The following is a 17,873-nucleotide window of genomic DNA, read 5'->3' on the forward strand; positions in this document are numbered from 1 at the left end:
TTGATCGTGCAAGCTGGCTGCATATCTGGATCGCTCTTGCTTTGCCAACGGAGCGACAATCAGGAATTTGTGGCTTTGCTGTCCGGAGGCTTTTTCTCAACATGATCAAAGGCCGCCACACCTCGGATAAGGGTGCGGCGGCCAATGTCATTTAGTCAGGCGGGCAATCGTGACCGCACTGATGTCTTACTTTTGATCAGAAGCTGAATCCTGCACCAGCGCTGAAGCCGCCTTTGCCGTGCGTATCCAGCGTTCCGCCAGCCTTGATGACGCCCTGTCCATCGCTGAACGAGGTCGACATGCCAATCGCAAAAGCGGTTTCTCCGCGATAGTGACCAACTGCTCCGCCAACCATCATGCGGCCCGTTTCCATCGTTTGCGGAATTCCGGCCACAGCCATCGCGCCCGCGGTACCAGCGAAGGCTTCGTCCCGTAGGTTTTCAAGATCGAACGACATGGCGCTTAAACTGTCACTCAGGATCGAAAAGCGTTGGTCTGTGTAAGTCATGGAATCCGCCAGCACGTCACTCAGTCCCGCTTGGAGTTGGCCGAGATTGACAGCGTCATTGGCGAGGGTGCCCGAAGCGACATTGTGCAATTGCACCGCCTGTCCGGAGTTGATGCCGACCAGTGTTACATCCTGCGTCACCGTGCCGCCATTGCTGAGCGTGGGAGAATCCGGATCTGAATATTGCACTGCGACCACAGTGCTTCCCTGCAAATTTAGGCTGACGGCTGTGATATCAGCAGTATTCTGGTCGATATCACTTCTATTCATCGCCACAGCGTCATTTGTCGCCGCCAATTGCGCACCATTAACGGCATCGGTTGAGCTGGCTGACAACGTTCCCGCCGCCACATTGGTGACACGGACCGGGTCCGGCGTAGCGCCGAAGAAAGCCGCCGTATTTGTCGGGACCGTGCTGGGGGTGAAGCCATCTGCATCTGAAACGTAACCAACTGGCACATTGTCGACCTGTGCCTGCACCTCTGTGATGAAGGTGGCATTATTGGTCACCTGAGTATCAAGATTGGCAACGTCGCCCTCAACCGTGGTCACGCGGCCATCCAGCGTGGTGATATCGCCCTCGGTAATTGCCAGTCGCCCGTCGAGAGAAGCAATATCGCCTTCATTGACAGTGACCCGGCCGTCTATGCTGGCGATATCGCCTTCGTTCACCGTTACACGACCATCCAGATTCGCAATATCGCCCTCATTCACCGTCACCCGGTCATCAAGGTCATCGATATTCGCCTGTTGCCCGCCGATCTGTGTTGACAGATTCGAGATGGCGGTGGTGTTGGATGCGATGTTGGTTTCGTTCACGCCAACACGCCCGTCCAGATCAGCCACAGCTTCATTGGTGGCGAAAAGCTGCGCGCCATTTACGGCATCGGTAGACGTGGCGGACAAAGCACCGTTCGCCACATTCGTGATTGTGGTTCCACCTGCACCGTCCAGGGTGATGGTGTCATATGACGTGCCATCATATTGCACAGCAAAATCCTGCAGGTCAGAAATGTCAGATGTATTGGTCGCGACATCGGTCTGAAGGCCGCCAATGGCAGCGCCGTTTGCGTCCACCGCGACATTTGTCGCAGCGAGCTGGTTGCCGGTAACTGCATCGGTTGAACCGGACGCAACCGTCCCATCGGCAAGGTTTGTAACGGTGGTTCCGCCTGTGCCTGCCAAGGTAACTACGTCTTGCGTAGCGCTGTCATATTGCACAGCATCGGCAACCGAAGCATTCACGGAATTGATGGCAGCCTGAACCTGGCCTACAGTGGCCGCATCATTATCGTCGGAACCGGGTGCTACATTCGTGATCTGGCGATAAGCGCCTGCCGATCCTACCGAAAATGAGCCCACGGAATCTTGCGTTCCCGAAAGGAAGTTTGCCGTATAGCCAGCTTGCGGTCCACGATCGGCCAGCGATCCGGCACCCAGTGCAACGCTGTTTGCGGCAGTGACGGAAGCACCTGAGCCTATGGCGATCGCTCCACCTGCGCCTACTGAAGTTGTCGCGCCATTGCCAAACGCAATGGCATCGATTTCACCCGCCGAAGCAGCAGTACCATCGCCCAAGCCCGTTATCTGATTGCCACCGATTGAAAGGCCGGCAGCATTGTTGAGCGCGTAGCCATCTGAAGTCAGATTACAATCGGATGGGCCGACAAGATTGCCGTCGGTATCGATCAATTGCAGTGAAATAGGATCACCCGCCGCTATACCTGCCAGGATGTCATCGACTTCCAGATCCACATCGGTGATGTTGAGCAAAGGAGGCAAGATGACGTGACCCCCAGCTTTCCCCCAGCTGGGATTAGAGCCGGGCGGTTGTTTTGCGCATCAGCGCGGTTGAAGCAATGGGCTGCGTAGCGGAGCCCGTAGGGCGTAGCGAAGCAGGCCATTGCTTATCCAGTTCAGCGGCGAACGCCGCCGGTGTTGCGTAACCGAGAGACGAGTGTGGTCGCTCCCGATTGTAGTCTTCGACCCAGGCCGCGATCTCGACACGGGCATGGGCCATACTCAAGAACAGCGTCTCGTTGAGCAGTTCGTCCCGCATCCGGCCATTGAAGCTCTCGACATAGCCATTCTGCATCGGCCTTCCGGGCGCGATGTAATGCCACTCCACGCCGACCTCGCCGCACCATGCCAGCACAGCGTTGCTGGTGAGCTCGGTGCCATTGTCGCTGACGATCATGCCTGGCTTGCCGCGCTGTTCGATCAGTGCGGTCAGCTCGCGAACGACACGGCGACCAGAGATCGAGGTGTCCGGCACCGCTGCCAGGCACTCCCGGGTCACGTCATCGACCACGTTGAGCACCCGGAACCGTCTTCCCGAAGCCATCTGGTCGTGAACAAAGTCCAGGCTCCAGCGCTGGTTCGGCAGCGCCAGAACCGGAGCAGGTGCCCTTGTGCCAACAGCACGCCTGCGGCTACGTCGTCGCCTGACCGCCAAGCCTTCCTCACGGTAGAGCCTCTGGGTCTTCTTGCGGTTGATCATGATCCCCTCCCGGCGCAGCAGGATATGCAGACGGCGATAGCCGAACCGGCGACGCTGGTTGGCCAGCTCGCGCAGCTTCTCACGCAGATCGACGTCATCGTCCCGGGTGGAACGGTAACGCACGCTCTTGCGATCAGCATCGATGACACGGCACGCCCGCCGCTCGCTCATCCCATGGCACGCCTGGAGATGAGCAACAGCTTCCCGCTGCGCGGCGGGCGTCAAAACTAATGGGATGACCCGCCCTGTCCTTCCATGCACATTCGGCGGACTGAGAAGGAGGTAATTATGAGCATACGCAACCAACCAAGAGATGCAGCCGTCTTCGGCATCGACATTGGCAAAACAGTCTTTCACGTTGTCGGCCTCGATGCGGCCCATGCACCGATCCAGAAGGCGACATTCAGGCGGGAGACGTTGCTGCAGTTTTTCGAACGCGCGTCGCCGGTTCTGGTCGGGATGGAAGCATGCCCCGGTTCGCAGTGGCTGGCGCGCAAGCTGCTAGGGATGGGGCACACAGTTAGGATCGTGCCGGCACAATTCGTGAAGCCCTTCGTAAAGTCGAACAAGAACGACATCATCGACGCGGAAGCCATTGCGGAAGCCGTCACTAGGCCGACGATGCGCTTCGTAGAGATAAGGACACCGGAGCAGATCGACCTGCAAGCACTCCACCGGGTGCGAGACCGGATGATCGCCCATCGAACGAGGCTGATCAGCCAGATGCGCGCCTTCTGTCTCGAGTATGGTATCGCGATCCATCAGGGCGCAGGCAAGTTCAAGGCCGAGATACCGCGCGTGCTTGCGGATGAGACCAACGAGCTCACCCCTTCGATGCGCCGGATCCTGACGGAGGTTCACGGCGAGATGATGGAACTCGAACAGCGCATCACAGCCATGAACCACGAGATCGAAGCCATCGCCGCGCGCAGCGATACCGCACGGCGCCTGATGACTGTGCCGGGCATCGGACCGCTGGCCTCGACCGCTCTGCTGGCGGCGGCAGGGTCGGGACGTCAGTTCCGCAGGGCACGTGATCTCGCTGCCTGGCTCGGTCTAGTGCCGCGCGAACACTCGACCGGCGGGAAGACTAAGCTGCTTGGCATCAGCAAGCGCGGCAATAAATACCTGCGAAGGATGATCGTCCATGGTGCTCGATCCTGTGTTACACATCTCGATAGAAGCAGGGACCGCTTGGGCCCATGGCTCGACGGGCTTGAGAGCAGGATGCACAAGAACAAGGTCACGGTCGCCCTGGCTGCCAAGATCGCTCGCGTTGTCTGGGTGATTCTGACCAAGCCGGGCGCCACCTACGAGCGGCGCGTTCCAGCGTTCGGCTGAACGGCGCCGCCACCAACTGCGAGGTTCGTAAGAGTGATGACGAGACAGTGGACCAGCGCATCGTAAGCCCCGTCAAAAAAGCGGGCAGAAAGCCCGAAGCATTTATCTGGGAACGAGGCGCGCGGATCTCATCAAGGCCTGGCCGCAACAGCGGCCCACTCGCGAGAGGCCGGATACATTTGTGCAGACTGGCACCGTCAACACCAATCGACCCTTGCATGGACAGGGCGGGTCATACATTTTTTGCCAGAAGATCCTTCAACGCCGCCTTGTCCAGCATCGCATCGGCCAGCAAACGCTTCAGCTTCGCGTTCTCGCTCTCCAGCTCCTTCAGCCGCCGGGCATCGGACACTTCCATCCCGCCATACTTCGACTTCCAGTTGTAGATCGTCGCTTCAGATACACCGTGCCGACGGGCAAGGTCAGCGGTCTTGGCTCCCGCCTCCGCTTCCTTCAGCACGCCAATGATCTGCTCTTCTGAAAACCTCGTTCTCTTCATCTCGTCCGTCCTTCTGTCAGGGCCGGACTCTAATCCAACTTGGAGGAAAATCAGGGGGTCACGTCAAAGACAACCGATACGGATAGCAAGTCGTCAACCAGATTTTCTACGCCGCTGGCAACGGGCACAACGGCCTGGCCGACAATATCTGTGATCGCCGAATTCTGAAGCCGTACGCCGGTACACACATCGACCACTGGTTGAAGCGCTTGAGCATGGACCGGAGCTGTGAAGGCAGCGCCTTGCAAAGTAGCCAACGCAACGGAAGCGCACAGAGTATAGGTAATATTCTTACGAGTTGTCATCACGATTCTCTCCCATTTTTTTTTCGTGGAAGCCCTGTGGTGACAGTGAATAGAAAATTAATTGTAAACGAATTTCAAAAATCTCGGCGTTATTCGCGGCTTGTGAGAGATACTTGCGAAAGAAACCGATATTCGCTCTAGAGCATTGATTGATTTGTTCTAGCTTTGGGACGCACCATGCCTTTCGCCATCCAGCCGACTCGAAGGTCTCCGCTGCCTTTTGACTAGCGCGAACATTTCATGAACATTTAGCCTGTCTCATTCCGGTGTGCGATGCCGCACTCTGCTCCTCTGGACTCGCCGCACACTAAACCCCACTTGGATCGCCATGGCTCTCACACAAATTTCCGTAAAAGGTGCCCGCGAGCATAACCTCAAGGGCGTCGATATTGATCTGCCGCGCGATGCGTTGATCGTCATCACCGGCCTTTCGGGCAGCGGCAAAAGCTCGCTCGCCTTCGACACGATCTATGCTGAGGGGCAGCGCCGCTATGTCGAGAGCCTGAGTGCTTACGCGCGCCAGTTTCTTGAAATGATGCAGAAGCCCGATGTTGAACATATTGACGGGCTTTCCCCGGCGATCAGCATCGAGCAGAAGACCACCAGTCGCAATCCGCGCTCCACCGTGGCCACGGTGACTGAAATCTATGACTACATGCGGCTTTTGTGGGCGAGGGTGGGCATTCCCTATTCGCCAGCTACCGGCTTGCCAATTGAGGCGCAGACCGTTTCAAACATGGTCGACCGCGTTATGGCCTTGCCTGAAGGCACGCGGCTTTATTTGCTTGCTCCGGTCGTGCGCGGTCGCAAGGGCGAATATCGCAAAGAGATGGCCGAGTGGCAAAAAGCCGGTTTCACCCGCGTCCGCGTCGACGGCGAAATGTATGACATCGAGGATGTCCCTGCGCTCGACAAGAAATTCAAGCACGATATCGAGGTCGTGGTCGATCGGCTTGCAGTCAAGCCAGAGCTGGAGACGCGCCTTGCCGATAGTTTCGAAACCGCGCTGAAGCTGGCTGACGGACTGGCCTATGCCGACCTTGCCGACGGTGTGGTGCCTGGGCGCGAAAATGAGGCGGATGGTGGCGGCGCGATGAAGGGGGCTGGGCTACCCGCCAACCGCATCGTTTTCTCCGAGAAATTTGCCTGCCCTGTTTCTGGCTTCACAATTGAGGAAATTGAACCCCGGCTGTTTTCCTTCAACGCGCCGCAGGGTGCCTGCCCGACTTGTGATGGCATTGGCGAAAAGCAGCTGTTTGATCCGCAGCTGGTCGTTCCCAATGAAGAACTGACACTGAAAAAGGGCGCGATAGCCCCCTGGGCCAAGAGTAATCCGCCATCGCCCTATTACCTGCAGGTCCTGGCGAGTCTCGCGCGCAAATATGATTTCGATCTGGAGACACCCTGGAGCCAGTTGAGTGAGGCCAATCAGGACATCATCCTCTACGGCACCAAGGGCAAGCGCGTTCCGTTGACTTTCAAGGACGGGCGCAAGGAATATACGGTTGAAAAGCCTTTCGAAGGCGTGATCGGCAATCTTAATCGCCGCATGGTGCAAACCGAAAGCGCATGGATGCAGGAGGAACTCAGCAAGTTCCAGACCGCGCAACCGTGCGAAACATGCAATGGCGCGCGGCTGAATGAAAAGGCGCGGGCGGTCAAGATCGTCGACACGGATATCTCTCAGCCTACGCGGTTCAGCGTGGCTGATGCATTGGCCTGGTTTACCGCTCTGCCAGATAAGCTTGGCAACACGCAGAACCAGATTGCCAAGGCCATTCTGAAAGAAATTGTCGAGCGGCTTGGCTTCCTCAATAATGTTGGGCTGGATTACCTCAATCTTGATCGGACAAGTGGCACGTTGAGCGGCGGGGAAAGCCAGCGCATCCGCCTCGCCAGCCAGATCGGAAGCGGCCTTTCGGGCGTGCTTTACGTGCTGGATGAACCCAGCATCGGCCTTCATCAGCGCGATAATGACCGGCTTCTGGAAACGCTCAAGCGGCTGCGCGATCTGGGCAATACGGTGATCGTGGTAGAGCATGACGAGGACGCTATCCGTGCGGCCGATTACGTGGTGGACCTTGGCCCGGGTGCTGGTGTGCATGGCGGCGAAGTTGTGGCGGAGGGAACACTCAAGCAGATACTCAAGGCAAAGAACTCCCTTACCGCCGATTATCTGACCGGACGCCGCGAGATCGCTGTTCCGCCTGTTCGGCGCAAGGGCAATCGGCACAAGCTGACCGTGCATGGTGCGCGTGCCAATAATCTCGACAATGTAACCGCATCAATTCCGCTAGGCACCTTCACCTGTATCACCGGCGTATCAGGGTCGGGCAAATCAAGTTTTACCATCGACACGCTTTATGCATCCGCTGCACGCACCTTGAACGGTGCGCGCGTAATTGCCGGCGCGCATGACAAGGTGACTGGCCTCGAATATTGCGACAAGGTTATCGAAATCGACCAGTCGCCCATTGGTCGTACGCCGCGCAGCAACCCTGCCACATATACGGGTGCTTTCACTCAGATCAGGGACTGGTTTGCAGGATTGCCCGAAGCGAAGGCGCGTGGTTACAAGCCGGGTCGCTTCAGTTTCAACGTAAAGGGCGGACGCTGCGAGGCTTGTAAGGGTGACGGCCTGATCAAGATTGAGATGCACTTTCTGCCCGATGTCTATGTTACCTGCGAGGAATGCGGCGGTAAGCGATATAATCGCGAGACCCTGGAAGTGAAATTCAAGGGCCTGTCCATTGCAGACGTCCTGGACATGACGATCGAAGACGCAGAAGGCTTCTTCAAGGCGGTGCCATCCATCCGCGACAAGATGCACATGCTGAATGAAGTCGGGCTGGGTTACGTCAAGGTAGGCCAACAGGCGACTACGCTTTCAGGCGGTGAGGCGCAGCGCGTGAAGCTGGCGAAGGAACTGAGCAAGCGCAGCACCGGGCAAACGCTTTATATCCTTGATGAGCCTACCACGGGGCTGCATTTTGAAGACGTGCGCAAATTGCTCGAAGTCCTGCATCGGCTGGTTGATCAAGGCAATTCCGTCGTTGTGATCGAGCATAATCTCGATGTTATTAAAACGGCGGATTGGGTTCTGGATCTTGGCCCGGGCGGCGGCGTCCGCGGCGGCAAGATCGTTGCCGAGGGGACACCTGAAGATGTTGCGGCAGAACCGCTTTCCTTTACCGGCCAGTATCTACACCCCATGCTGATGCGACAGAAAGACGCTGCTGAATAGAGCTTTTGAAGGGTGGCAGTAACAACCAGAAACGATTTCTGGCGGATTTTAAATAATTGCGCTAAAACTAAACCTAGCGGTCTGTCGGGGCCGGATACTTGGCCTGCGGCAGCCTTTTTTAAAAGGGGAAGTCGCAATGAAAACCATTATAGTCTCTGCGCTTTGCAGCTTGGTATTGGCACAGCCTGTCATGGCGCAGCAAAGCGTGTTCATTGGCGTACCGATGTTCAGCGAATATGTTCCGGGTAACGGTGGCCAAGAAAATGCTGCAGGCGATTTCGACAGCGAATTTGACAGCGCTAACAGTCGCATATGCTACTATCTTGAATTGAACGGTGTGAGAAATCCAATCGGTCTGGCAATCCATCGCGGAGAGGAAGGCGAAAACGGGCCACAGGTCGTTTCCCTGACCCTTCCCAACAGTCCTGATGAGGAAACATGTGTGACGGTGGATGGCGACTTGATCGCCGAAATGGCTGGCGCGCGTGACGATTTCTATATCATCGTCACAACACCTGGTAATTCCGACGGAGCGATAAGAGGGCAACTTAGCCACTGATCGACCAGCAGAGATTGCAGGCTGGACGGAGTCTAAAGCAAGTCCAGTCATTTGCCGGAGGATATCTTGCCATATATGGTCCAATTGTGCGCGCGGGTTCGGGTGCTTTCCCTCAGGCTATTCTGTCGGCCTGGCATAGGGCGAATGTGCTTTAACGCCGATAAGGTCGAGGACGACCTTGCAACCTGACTTCCGGATTGCTTTATCTGCCCATTCCATCAACCGGGAAGGGACTACCGGACCATGGCTGCTGCTACTAAAGCCGCGTCGAAAACGGCGCGCGATTTCACCGTGAAACCGCTCTTCGCTGAACCATATTTTGTGACCAATATCGCCGATGCAATCAGCCCCAAGCAGCTTGATTATATCAAACATCTGAAGATGCAAAAAAACCAGGTGAACCAGATCTCCGAGGAATTGTACCTGTTTGACAGGCCGGAGCTGGCCAGCATCAAGCATGCGATTGATGAGGTGCTGGCGATCTATGCAAGCGAAGTGATGGGCTTGGAACAGCGCCTTGAAGTTACGCAAAGCTGGAGCCTGACGAACCCTCCGGGCGTGGGCATGCACGGGCACACTCACTCCAATTCGGTAATCTCGGGCTCGCTATATTATGCGCCCCTACCGGACCCACCCGGCAACATGATTTTTGAAAGGTTTAATGGATACCGCCAGCTGGAGCTTGCTGTGCGCACGGACCGAACGAATATCTACAATGCCCCACGCAATGCCATCGTCCCAAAGCAGGGTGACGTCCTACTCTTTTCCAGCGCTATCCAGCATTATGTTGAACCCAACGCATCAGATACCATGCGTTATTCAATCGCCTTCAACACCTTTGTGCGCGGCAAGATCGGATCATTCCGCGATGTCAGCGAATTGAAGCTTTAGGGTAGGGAGGCTCAGCCTTCCAGCAGTTCAAGTTCCACATTGCCGTGACCCGAACGGATGATGCCGATTTCTTCGGCGGCCGCGCGTGAGAGGTCCAGAACACGGCCGCGCACAAACGGCCCACGATCATTTATGCGAACTACCACTGAACGGCCAGTACGCGGGTTGGTCACGTTGACGCGGCTGCCAAAGGGTAATGTGCGATGGGCAGCGGTCAATTCGTGCATATCGAACCGTTCTCCATTGGCTGTAGGGCGCCCGTGGAACCGCCGACCATAATAGCTGGCGATGCCGCTTCCAAGTGTGCGCGTTGCCGGTTCTGCTGGCTCAATCGTGGTAATGTCGACTGCACTGGCGGGGCGCACAGGATCAGCTGGTATATCGTACCGGGCAAAAGCCTCTTCAAAAACAGCCTCTTCACTTGGGGCGAAAGATGGCGCAGTTGCGGTATTTCCAGCCACAGAAGGTGCCGTGAAGCTGACTTGTTGCTGATCTTCAGCATGGCCGTGCCCAGTTGCACCGATCAGAGTTAGCGCGCCCAGTGCGGCCACGATATGCGGCCAGTGCCGGTAGGTTTTGGTTCCCGTCATGCAGGCTTCTTTAGCCGTGAAGGTGCTAAAAACCCATCAGATGGAAGGTCGCTTAGCGTCCTTCGGGGGCCGTTTGCCGTGAAACGTGGCCAGAATGCGGCGAAGCGTTTGCGCCAAATGGAACGTTTTACGGTTAATGGCCGGGTTTGGTGGACGAATCGGTACCGCGAAAGAGAAATGGGGCCGGCATTGCTGCCGACCCCACTCTCACCGGCGTGTGGATCCCCGAGGGGATGCTTGGCGCCTGGCGTGTCTCCTTTCGCGTCCCGACCTTGCAGCCCGGTAACGTCCGGATATGTCGCCCGGCGCTCGCGCCGGTGCCGGATCAGATTTTCCGATTGGCGATATCGCGAACGATCTCAGCCTGTCTTTCCACCTGTCCGAGACCAATCTTGTCCTCTGGCACCTCAAGCGGTCCTTTCGATACCGAAATATCTCCATTTCCATCAGTGCCGGATTTCTCTTCCGGCCTTTACCAATGATCGCTTCGTGCGGTTTCAACAGTTCGATTGGTGTCCAACTCCCGAAAGAGCCTTCGTTCCGCCCGTTCCTCTTCCGCGACAATGCAATCATCGCGTCGAACACTTCCATGTCGCCTCTGTATCAAGATCGGCAGGCGATCCTTCGTGACGGTGACTTTCCGTTTTCGATGATTTGAGAATGCGCAAACGGCGCGAGTCGCACAAGGTTGCCAGCCTCGAGTTTTCCACTTCTGTCAAAAATCGCGGTGGACAAGGGTGGATAAGTCAACGGCTGGACCTCAATGCGACATAATATTTCAAAATCGCAAATCGGCATCGGAATAGTGGCTAACCCTGACGGCGATCCCGTTGTGCAAGCAAACGCAGGCGCAGGGCATTCAGTTTGATGAAACCAGCGGCATCGGCCTGATCATAGGCGCCCGCATCATCTTCAAACGTCACGTGAGCTTCGGAATAAAGCGAATGCTGTGATTTGCGACCGACTATGCTGGCCAGCCCCTTGTAGAGCTTCAGCCGGACGGTGCCGCTGACCTTCTCCTGGCTGAGATCAATGGCGGCCTGCAGCATCTCGCGCTCAGGGCTGAACCAGAATCCATTGTAGATTAGCTCTGCATATTTCGGCATCAATTCATCTTTGAGATGTGCCGCGCCGCGATCCAGCGTGATCTGTTCCATCCCTCGATGGGCAACGGCATAGATTTCACCGCCGGGCGTTTCATACATGCCGCGGCTTTTCATGCCTACAAAACGGTTCTCAACAAGATCGAGACGACCGATGCCGTGTTTCCTACCCAGCTCGTTGAGCGCGGTGAGAAGGCTGGCCGGGCTCATGGCGTCCCCATTAAGCGCCATACCGTCCCCCCGTTCGAAATCCAGCGTGATATATTCCGGGGTGTCAGGCGCATTTTCTGGGTGATCAGTGCGCGAATATACGTAATCCGGCGTTTCCTCCCACGGATCTTCTAGCACCTTGCCTTCCGAAGAGGTGTGCAAAAGGTTGGCGTCGGTGGAGAAAGGACTGTCGCCGCGCTTGTCCTTGGGCACCTGTATCTGGTGCTTTTCAGCCCAATCGATAAGAGCGGTCCGGCTGGTTAGGTCCCATTCGCGCCATGGGGCGATGACCGTGATATCGGGATCGAGCGCATAGGCAGACAGTTCGAAGCGGACCTGATCGTTACCCTTGCCGGTGGCACCATGGGCAATAGCATCGGCGCCAGTTTCATGCGCAATTTCAACGAGGCGCTTGGAAATTAGCGGTCGCGCGATTGACGTGCCGAGCAGATAGTCGCCCTCGTATCGGGCGTTGGCGCGCATCATAGGAAAAACGAAATCACGGACGAATTCCTCGCGCACATCTTCGATGAAGATGTGCTTGTCCGGAATGCCCATCGCCTGCGCCTTGGCACGAGCAGGCTCAATTTCTTCGCCTTGGCCGAGATCTGCCGTGAACGTAACCACTTCCAGCCCGCGCTCCTTCATCAGCCATTTGGCGATGACGCTGGTATCGAGGCCGCCCGAATAGGCGAGCACGACCCGTTTGATTTCAGGGCGCTTGGATTCTGACATGGACGTTTCCTGTTGGCGAATTTTTCGTCGCGGCGGTTAGCAGCGGAAATGCGTCACCGCAATCAACGGATCGATCAGGAAATCTCCTCCACGCCCAATTGGGGGTTTCGGCGGGCGATATAGTTGAGCCACGCCTTGGGGCGGCGCAGATATTGTTCGGGCACATCAACATCCAATCCAGCAAGCTCAGCAAGACGCGCGACAAAGTGGATACAATTGTTGTCATCAAGGTCATAATACGGCCCTGGATAATCGCGCCAAGCGATCACTTCTACCTTCATGCGGCGGTATTCGGCATCGGTCAGCGTGATGGAGAAGTGGCGGTTGGTGCGACCTATAGTGCGCTCTGTCTCGGTCAGGATCATGTGTTCAGCAGGGCCTGAAGTGATCGCAGCCGATGTGTTGCGGGCGGAGAAGCCGAAATTTTCATTCACCACCGTTCCGTCTTCCATCCTGCCTTCGAAAACCACGAATGTGTGCGGATAACGGCCCCATAGAACCGAACCGTTGAATGAATGGAAATGTGCATCGACTTGAGCCGAAGCGGGCATCGCAATGCCCATGACGGCAAGCATGAGCAAAATTCCGGTCCACAGTCGGACGGGGCTGAAACGCAGGGCTGAAAAGTTCATGGTCTGGTTTCGGGCCTTTTTATCGATCCGGGTAAAGTTGGGACCTTGATTTCACGCAGCAAGCCTGGGAAATACAATGCCAGCCCGCCAGCGCGCAACAGGTAGCTTGCGGTGATCGCGATCCACACGCCCCAATTATCGAGCGGCCTCAGCGAGTAATCGAGGGCAACATACAGGATCGTTGCTGCAATGCCCGCATTGCGCAAAGCGCGGCCGCGGGTAGTGCCGATGAAGATACCGTCGAGCATCCAACTTGGCATACCCACCAGCGGCACCAGTGCAGCAAAGGGCAGGAACCGGCGGGCTTCGGCGCGCACTTGCGCATCAGTGGTGAGGATGTCGATTACTGCGTCACCTGCGAGCAGGAAGGCGAGCGCGAATACCACGCCGCTGGCGAGGGCAAATTCACTTGTCAGCCGGATAGAGCGCATGAACTGTTGCCGGTCACGCGCGCCATATGCCCGTCCCACACGCTCCTCTGCGGTGAATGCAAATGCGTCGAGGATAAAGGCGGCGACATTGACGAATTGCAGCAGCACATGATTGGCCGCCAGCGCCGCTGCCCCGATACGCGCGCCCGCATTGGCGAACCATGCGAACAGCAGCAGAAGCGCGATCGTGCGGATCATGATGTCGCGATTGACAGCGAACAAGCGCAAAAGGCGCGTGCGATCGAACAAGAGTGCGCGCGGCGTCCGACGGGTGAGAGCGATGAGGTTTGCCCCAGCGACCCGGCTCATGATTACAAGCCCCAGTGCCAGCGCCAGCCATTCTGCACATGCCGTGCCAAGCCCCACGCCAAAGGTGCCCATGTCCAAGCCCCAGACGAACCAGATATCGAGCGCGACATTGGCAAGATTCATGGCGATCTGGAGTGCCAGCGCTTCTCGCGTGCGGCCAAGGCCGAGCAACCAGCCATTCATCGCATAGACTGCCAGTGCAGCGGGCGCACCATAGAAACGCCCCTGCATGTAACCCGCAGCCTCGCTCGTAACTGCGTCAGATCCGGCCATGATGGCAAACGCAAGCTGTCCGATAGGTGCGCTCAGCGCGAGCACCGCGACACCCAACGCAAAGCCGATGCCAAGCGCACGCAGCAGCAGTGCATCCACTTCGCGCGGGTCGCCAGAGCCATTGGCCTGCGCCGTCAATCCGGTCATCCCCATGCGCAGGAAGCCAAAGGTCCAGAAAACCAGATTGATTATCGTTGCGCCAAGGGCAACGCCTGCCAGGGCAGTGGCATCGCCGGTGCGCCCGATCACGGCGGTATCGACAATTCCGACGAGCGGCACCGAAGCCTGCCCGAGCATGATCGGCCAGGCCTGCGTAAAGATGCTGGCGCGGGTAAGGGGATGAGCAGCGTTCATCGTGTGCCGCTATTCGCTGGCGCTAACTCAAGAAGCAAGCGCGGCGACATGGTGGCCGCCGCGCCGTGCAATCATCTTCGCGGAAACGCGTTACTCCGCTGCTTCCTTAAGCTCTGGATCGAGGTGCCATTCGGGCGGTTCTTCCAGCCCGCGTAGGCGTTCCGATTCCTCATACATAAAATCGCGGGTCATCGGGATGGCTGCACGATTCTTAACATAGACTAGCTGCCAGTTGACCATATTGCCGTTGCGAAAGCTCTGCTCTGCGCCAGCAAGGTAAAACAGCCACATGCGATAGAAAACCTCGTCATACAATTCGACGATCTCGTCCTTGTGCATGACAGTGCGGTTATACCATTCCTCCAGCGTATGGCTGTAATGAAAGCGCATGGCTTCCACGTCCATCACTTGCCAACCAAACTTTTCACTTTGGGTGACCAGTTCAGAAAGCGCAGGAATGTATCCTCCGGGGAAGATATATTTGCGCGTCCATTTATCGGTGAAGCCCGGCCCGCCAGCGCGTCCGCAACAATGGCTGAACATCACCCCATCGGGTTTGAGCAGGCGGTTGGTATGCGCGAAGAATTCAGGATAGTGCGGAGTGCCCACATGTTCGAGCAGGCCAACTGACGTGATCCGATCGAATTTACCGGTTACGTCGCGATAATCCATCAGCGCGAACTTCACTTTGTCCGAGACGCCAGCTTCCTTTGCACGTTCCTTGCAATAGGCGATCTGGTCCGGTGCCAGCGCAACGCCCAACACTTCGCAGCCATAGGTGCGGTGCAGATATAATGCGAGGCCGCCCCAGCCACAGCCGATATCCAGGATCCGCATATTGGGGCCGTTCTCGGGGGTAATGTTAAGCTTGGCGGCAATATGCGCCTTCTTGTCGAGCTGCGCCTTTTCCAGGCTGTCGGTCAGATTGCGGTGATAGCCCATAGTATATTGCCTGTCTTCATCGAGAAACAGCTCATATAGGCGACGGGTGAGGTTATAGGTGTGTTCGGCATTCTTGCGGGCCTTGCCCTTAAGATTGACGCTATCCGCCTTGGCAATGGCCTTTTGCATCGCCTTGCGGATCGGCCCCTTGGGCTTCAACGGCACATCGCCATGTACCTTGGTATTTTCCGTAACATAAAGCAGCATGTCGCGGATATCGTGCGGTTCTTCCACGACAATCCAGCCCCACATGAAAGCCTCGCCCGCACCATATTGCGGATAGCGCGCGATATGGTTGGCTGCCTTGGCATTGGTCAGCCGGATTTTCATCGGGCCCTTGTCCATCCCATGCACCGCATCGTCCGCGCCGGGGCCGTATTCATAAACCTTGCCATCGTGGTCGGTGACGATGAACTTGCCGCGCTTGATCCCGGCTTTCAGAAATTTGTCGAGCAACCACATAAGGCTCAATCCCCTAAATTTTCATGATTCTGCCACGCGGTTTGCGGACCGTTTGCCGTGAAGTCAATCAAGGGGTAAACTTGCCCTCATGAGTGAGAACAAGACCAAGCCCACCACACAGACCGTTGAGGCGTTCATCGACGCTGGTGACCATAGCGGCAAGCGTGAAGATGCAAGGGTCCTCAATGCGATGTTCTGCCGGGTAACAGGTGAGCCGCCCGTCATGTGGGGGCCGAGTATGATTGGCTACGGCAGCTATCACTACAAATATGATAGTGGACGCGAAGGTGATTTCTTGCGGGCCGGGTTCAGCCCACGCAAGACCAGACTTTCGCTCTATCTGATGGGTGAATATTGCGACGATGTCACGTCCAAGAAGAACGAGGAAATTCTGTCACGCCTCGGCAAGTATTCGCAAGAGAAAAGCTGCCTTTACATCAACAAGCTGGCCGATGTTGACCTGGAGGCGCTGGAGCTGCTGATATCGGTCAACTGGGCTGCGATGAACGCGCTTTACCCGCCTGAATGACCTTTCAGGCGGATCAGATGCCCGCATACCATTGATAACCAGCAACATCCTCCCAATAACCGCCGTGCCCGCCATTGATATCATCCAAAGAGGCGACGGCTTCAACACCGGTCAGATATTTGGCGTGTTTATATCCTAACTGCCGTTCGAGACGCAGCCTGAGAGGGGCCCCATTGAGGACAGGCAGGGGTTCACCATTCAGTTGATGCGCGATGATTGTTTGCGGATGCGCCGCATCATCGAGATCGCAGCTTTCGTAATAGTCGACGCGAGTGCTGTCTTCCGATTGGCCGCGCATGAAGTAATCTGCGCAACGAAAGACAATGAAATTCGCCTCGCTCTGCAATCCTGCCAGATCGAGAATCGACGAAAGCTGCGGTCCGGTCCATTCGCCAATTGCGCTCCAGCCTTCGACGCAATCGTGCCGCGTAATCTGCGTACGCTGGGGCAGGGCACGGATGTCGCTGAGAGACAGATCCAGCGGATTATCCACCAATCCGCTTACTGAAAGCCGCCAGTTGGCAAAGTTCTCGGCCTCGGCAGCGCGATAGGCCGGAGTATCCACGGTTCGATTGCCATTGCCGCGAAAAAAGGGGGAAATATCGGCACGGCTATATTCGGGTGCCATCGTTATCCGACCGCCGCCTAAAGCACGATGAAGGCCGCGGTGCCAGCTTTCTGCGGTGTCGGCCAGTGTGTCGAACCATTGGGTCTCGCCAATTTTCGAACATCCGGCGAGAAGACTCGCCCCTGCTGCCACAAGAAAATTGCGCCGTTTCATGGGGTCTTCCCACCGGTTATCATATCACGGATCTGACGGACCGGCCCTGCCAGCACGACCAGCGCAATATGGACGATGAAAAAACCGAACAATCCCCAGGCCATGATAAAATGTATCGACCGTGCGCTCTGCCGCCCGCCGAAAAGATCTGTCATCCAGGGCCACGCCGCTTCCATGCCCGGGCTCATCACCATCCCGGTGAAGATCATCGATGGCAGCATGACGAACAATACAGACGCATAGGCAATCTTTTGCAGGATATTGTATTTGCCATCGCCATGTTCAAAATTCAGCCGAAGATGTTGTCTGATGTCCTCGGTGATGCTGGACAGCCGCCATTCACGCGCCCTGGCAAAAAGATTGCGAAACATATGGCCATTGATCAGTGCGGCAATCAAAAATGTCAGCAATCCGAACCCCAGCACGAGCGAGAAGATGATATGCCAGTCACGCGCGCCAGATAAGCTGTAATAATTCGGGATTGTGGCCCAGCCGGGAAAACGCGGCACGACCAGCCATGCCTGGTCCGGAGAAAACCCCCAATCGCCCCAATAGAGTCGGCGATGGGCGTTGGAAATATTCAGCCCGCTCATGAACAGGATGATGACGCTGGCAGCGTTGATCCAGTGCCAGATGCGGGTGGACAAGGCGTGGCGCCTTCTTCCGCGCGGCGCG

At 56.7% G+C, this 17,873-nt stretch carries 14 protein-coding genes and 2 pseudogenes; 5 read left to right on the forward strand and 11 right to left on the reverse strand.

What is annotated here, in order from left to right; all coding sequences use genetic code 11:
• Positions 1–196: 196 nt before the first annotated feature.
• Positions 197–2,290 (reverse strand): YadA family autotransporter adhesin, encoded by a 2,094-nt coding sequence (locus CP97_RS07315; RefSeq protein ID WP_082863762.1) that lies wholly within the window; start codon positions 2,288–2,290, stop codon positions 197–199.
• Between the two features lie 34 nt (positions 2,291–2,324).
• Positions 2,325–3,236 (reverse strand): annotated as a pseudogene (locus CP97_RS07320) (IS3 family transposase); the annotation flags it as partial.
• 60 nt (positions 3,237–3,296) lie between these two features.
• Here CP97_RS07320 and CP97_RS07325 point away from each other — a divergent pair.
• Positions 3,297–4,349 carry an IS110 family RNA-guided transposase gene (locus tag CP97_RS07325; protein WP_048884335.1) on the forward strand — a complete coding sequence of 351 codons (1,053 nt, stop codon included), beginning with the start codon at positions 3,297–3,299 and terminating at the stop codon, positions 4,347–4,349.
• Positions 4,350–4,584: 235 nt separating this feature from the next.
• On the opposite strand, the pseudogene CP97_RS07330 reads toward CP97_RS07325, so the two are convergent.
• Both CP97_RS07330 and CP97_RS07335 read right to left on the reverse strand, forming a co-directional pair.
• Positions 4,585–4,848: pseudogene (locus CP97_RS07330) on the reverse strand (transposase); the annotation flags it as partial.
• A 50-nt stretch (positions 4,849–4,898) separates the two neighbouring features.
• The gene (locus tag CP97_RS07335) at positions 4,899–5,156 is read right to left on the reverse strand and encodes a hypothetical protein (RefSeq protein WP_149036438.1); all 258 of its coding nucleotides are present in this window, start codon (positions 5,154–5,156) and stop codon (positions 4,899–4,901) included.
• Between the two features lie 325 nt (positions 5,157–5,481).
• Between CP97_RS07335 and uvrA the strand changes: the two genes are divergently transcribed.
• The 3 genes from uvrA to CP97_RS07350 all read left to right on the forward strand — a co-directional run bounded on the left by uvrA (position 5,482) and on the right by CP97_RS07350 (position 9,847).
• Positions 5,482–8,397, forward strand: coding sequence for an excinuclease ABC subunit UvrA (gene uvrA / locus CP97_RS07340; RefSeq protein WP_048885401.1), 2,916 nt, complete (start codon positions 5,482–5,484; stop codon positions 8,395–8,397).
• A gap of 136 nt (positions 8,398–8,533) precedes the next feature.
• Positions 8,534–8,956, forward strand: a complete 423-nt coding sequence (locus tag CP97_RS07345; protein WP_063612390.1) for a CHRD domain-containing protein — start codon at positions 8,534–8,536, stop codon at positions 8,954–8,956.
• A gap of 243 nt (positions 8,957–9,199) precedes the next feature.
• Positions 9,200–9,847 carry a TIGR02466 family protein gene (locus CP97_RS07350; protein WP_053106584.1) on the forward strand — a complete coding sequence of 216 codons (648 nt, stop codon included), beginning with the start codon at positions 9,200–9,202 and terminating at the stop codon, positions 9,845–9,847.
• A gap of 11 nt (positions 9,848–9,858) precedes the next feature.
• On the opposite strand, the gene CP97_RS07355 is transcribed toward CP97_RS07350, so the two are convergent.
• The 5 genes from CP97_RS07355 to CP97_RS07380 all read right to left on the reverse strand — a co-directional run bounded on the left by CP97_RS07355 (position 9,859) and on the right by CP97_RS07380 (position 15,888).
• The gene (locus tag CP97_RS07355; RefSeq protein ID WP_053106585.1) at positions 9,859–10,437 is read right to left on the reverse strand and encodes a septal ring lytic transglycosylase RlpA family protein; all 579 of its coding nucleotides are present in this window, start codon (positions 10,435–10,437) and stop codon (positions 9,859–9,861) included.
• Between the two features lie 809 nt (positions 10,438–11,246).
• Positions 11,247–12,485, reverse strand: coding sequence for an argininosuccinate synthase (locus CP97_RS07365; protein WP_048885405.1), 1,239 nt, complete (start codon positions 12,483–12,485; stop codon positions 11,247–11,249).
• 74 nt (positions 12,486–12,559) lie between these two features.
• The gene (locus CP97_RS07370) at positions 12,560–13,117 is read right to left on the reverse strand and encodes a hypothetical protein (RefSeq protein ID WP_048885406.1); all 558 of its coding nucleotides are present in this window, start codon (positions 13,115–13,117) and stop codon (positions 12,560–12,562) included.
• Positions 13,114–14,484, reverse strand: a complete 1,371-nt coding sequence (locus tag CP97_RS07375; protein ID WP_048885407.1) for an MATE family efflux transporter — start codon at positions 14,482–14,484, stop codon at positions 13,114–13,116. Before CP97_RS07375 ends, CP97_RS07370 begins: the two co-directional genes overlap by 4 nt.
• 90 nt (positions 14,485–14,574) lie before the next feature.
• Positions 14,575–15,888 (reverse strand): SAM-dependent methyltransferase, encoded by a 1,314-nt coding sequence (locus CP97_RS07380; RefSeq protein WP_048885408.1) that lies wholly within the window; start codon positions 15,886–15,888, stop codon positions 14,575–14,577.
• Between the two features lie 88 nt (positions 15,889–15,976).
• Here CP97_RS07380 and CP97_RS07385 point away from each other — a divergent pair, with 88 nt between their 5' ends.
• Positions 15,977–16,417: a DUF1801 domain-containing protein gene (locus CP97_RS07385; RefSeq protein ID WP_048885409.1), complete on the forward strand. Its 441-nt coding sequence runs from the start codon at positions 15,977–15,979 to the stop codon at positions 16,415–16,417.
• Between the two features lie 13 nt (positions 16,418–16,430).
• Here the strand turns inward: CP97_RS07385 and CP97_RS07390 are convergent, their stop codons facing one another.
• Both CP97_RS07390 and CP97_RS07395 read right to left on the reverse strand, forming a co-directional pair.
• On the reverse strand, positions 16,431–17,198 hold the full coding sequence (locus CP97_RS07390) for a molybdopterin-dependent oxidoreductase (RefSeq protein WP_048885410.1): 768 nt from the start codon (positions 17,196–17,198) through the stop codon (positions 16,431–16,433).
• Positions 17,195–17,845 carry a cytochrome b/b6 domain-containing protein gene (locus CP97_RS07395; protein WP_082863887.1) on the reverse strand — a complete coding sequence of 217 codons (651 nt, stop codon included), beginning with the start codon at positions 17,843–17,845 and terminating at the stop codon, positions 17,195–17,197. Before CP97_RS07395 ends, CP97_RS07390 begins: the two co-directional genes overlap by 4 nt.
• Between the last annotated feature and the right edge of the window lie 28 nt (positions 17,846–17,873).

This window comes from Aurantiacibacter atlanticus, assembly GCF_001077815.2.
Taxonomy (GTDB): Bacteria; Pseudomonadota; Alphaproteobacteria; order Sphingomonadales; family Sphingomonadaceae; genus Alteraurantiacibacter; species Alteraurantiacibacter atlanticus.

Excerpts from the sequence above, each read along its gene's own strand:
- CP97_RS07380 (WP_048885408.1), bottom strand. The coding sequence starts at position 15,888 with ATGTGGTTGCTCGACAAATTTCTGAAAGCCGGGATCAAGCGCGGCAAG.
- CP97_RS07375 (WP_048885407.1), bottom strand. The coding sequence starts at position 14,484 with ATGAACGCTGCTCATCCCCTTACCCGCGCCAGCATCTTTACGCAGGCC.
- CP97_RS07370 (WP_048885406.1), bottom strand. The coding sequence starts at position 13,117 with ATGAACTTTTCAGCCCTGCGTTTCAGCCCCGTCCGACTGTGGACCGGA.
- CP97_RS07355 (WP_053106585.1), bottom strand. The coding sequence starts at position 10,437 with ATGACGGGAACCAAAACCTACCGGCACTGGCCGCATATCGTGGCCGCA.
- CP97_RS07390 (WP_048885410.1), bottom strand. The coding sequence starts at position 17,198 with ATGAAACGGCGCAATTTTCTTGTGGCAGCAGGGGCGAGTCTTCTCGCC.
- CP97_RS07350 (WP_053106584.1), top strand. The coding sequence starts at position 9,200 with ATGGCTGCTGCTACTAAAGCCGCGTCGAAAACGGCGCGCGATTTCACC.
- CP97_RS07365 (WP_048885405.1), bottom strand. The coding sequence starts at position 12,485 with ATGTCAGAATCCAAGCGCCCTGAAATCAAACGGGTCGTGCTCGCCTAT.
- CP97_RS07385 (WP_048885409.1), top strand. The coding sequence starts at position 15,977 with ATGAGTGAGAACAAGACCAAGCCCACCACACAGACCGTTGAGGCGTTC.
- CP97_RS07345 (WP_063612390.1), top strand. The coding sequence starts at position 8,534 with ATGAAAACCATTATAGTCTCTGCGCTTTGCAGCTTGGTATTGGCACAG.
- CP97_RS07325 (WP_048884335.1), top strand. The coding sequence starts at position 3,297 with ATGAGCATACGCAACCAACCAAGAGATGCAGCCGTCTTCGGCATCGAC.
- uvrA (WP_048885401.1), top strand. The coding sequence starts at position 5,482 with ATGGCTCTCACACAAATTTCCGTAAAAGGTGCCCGCGAGCATAACCTC.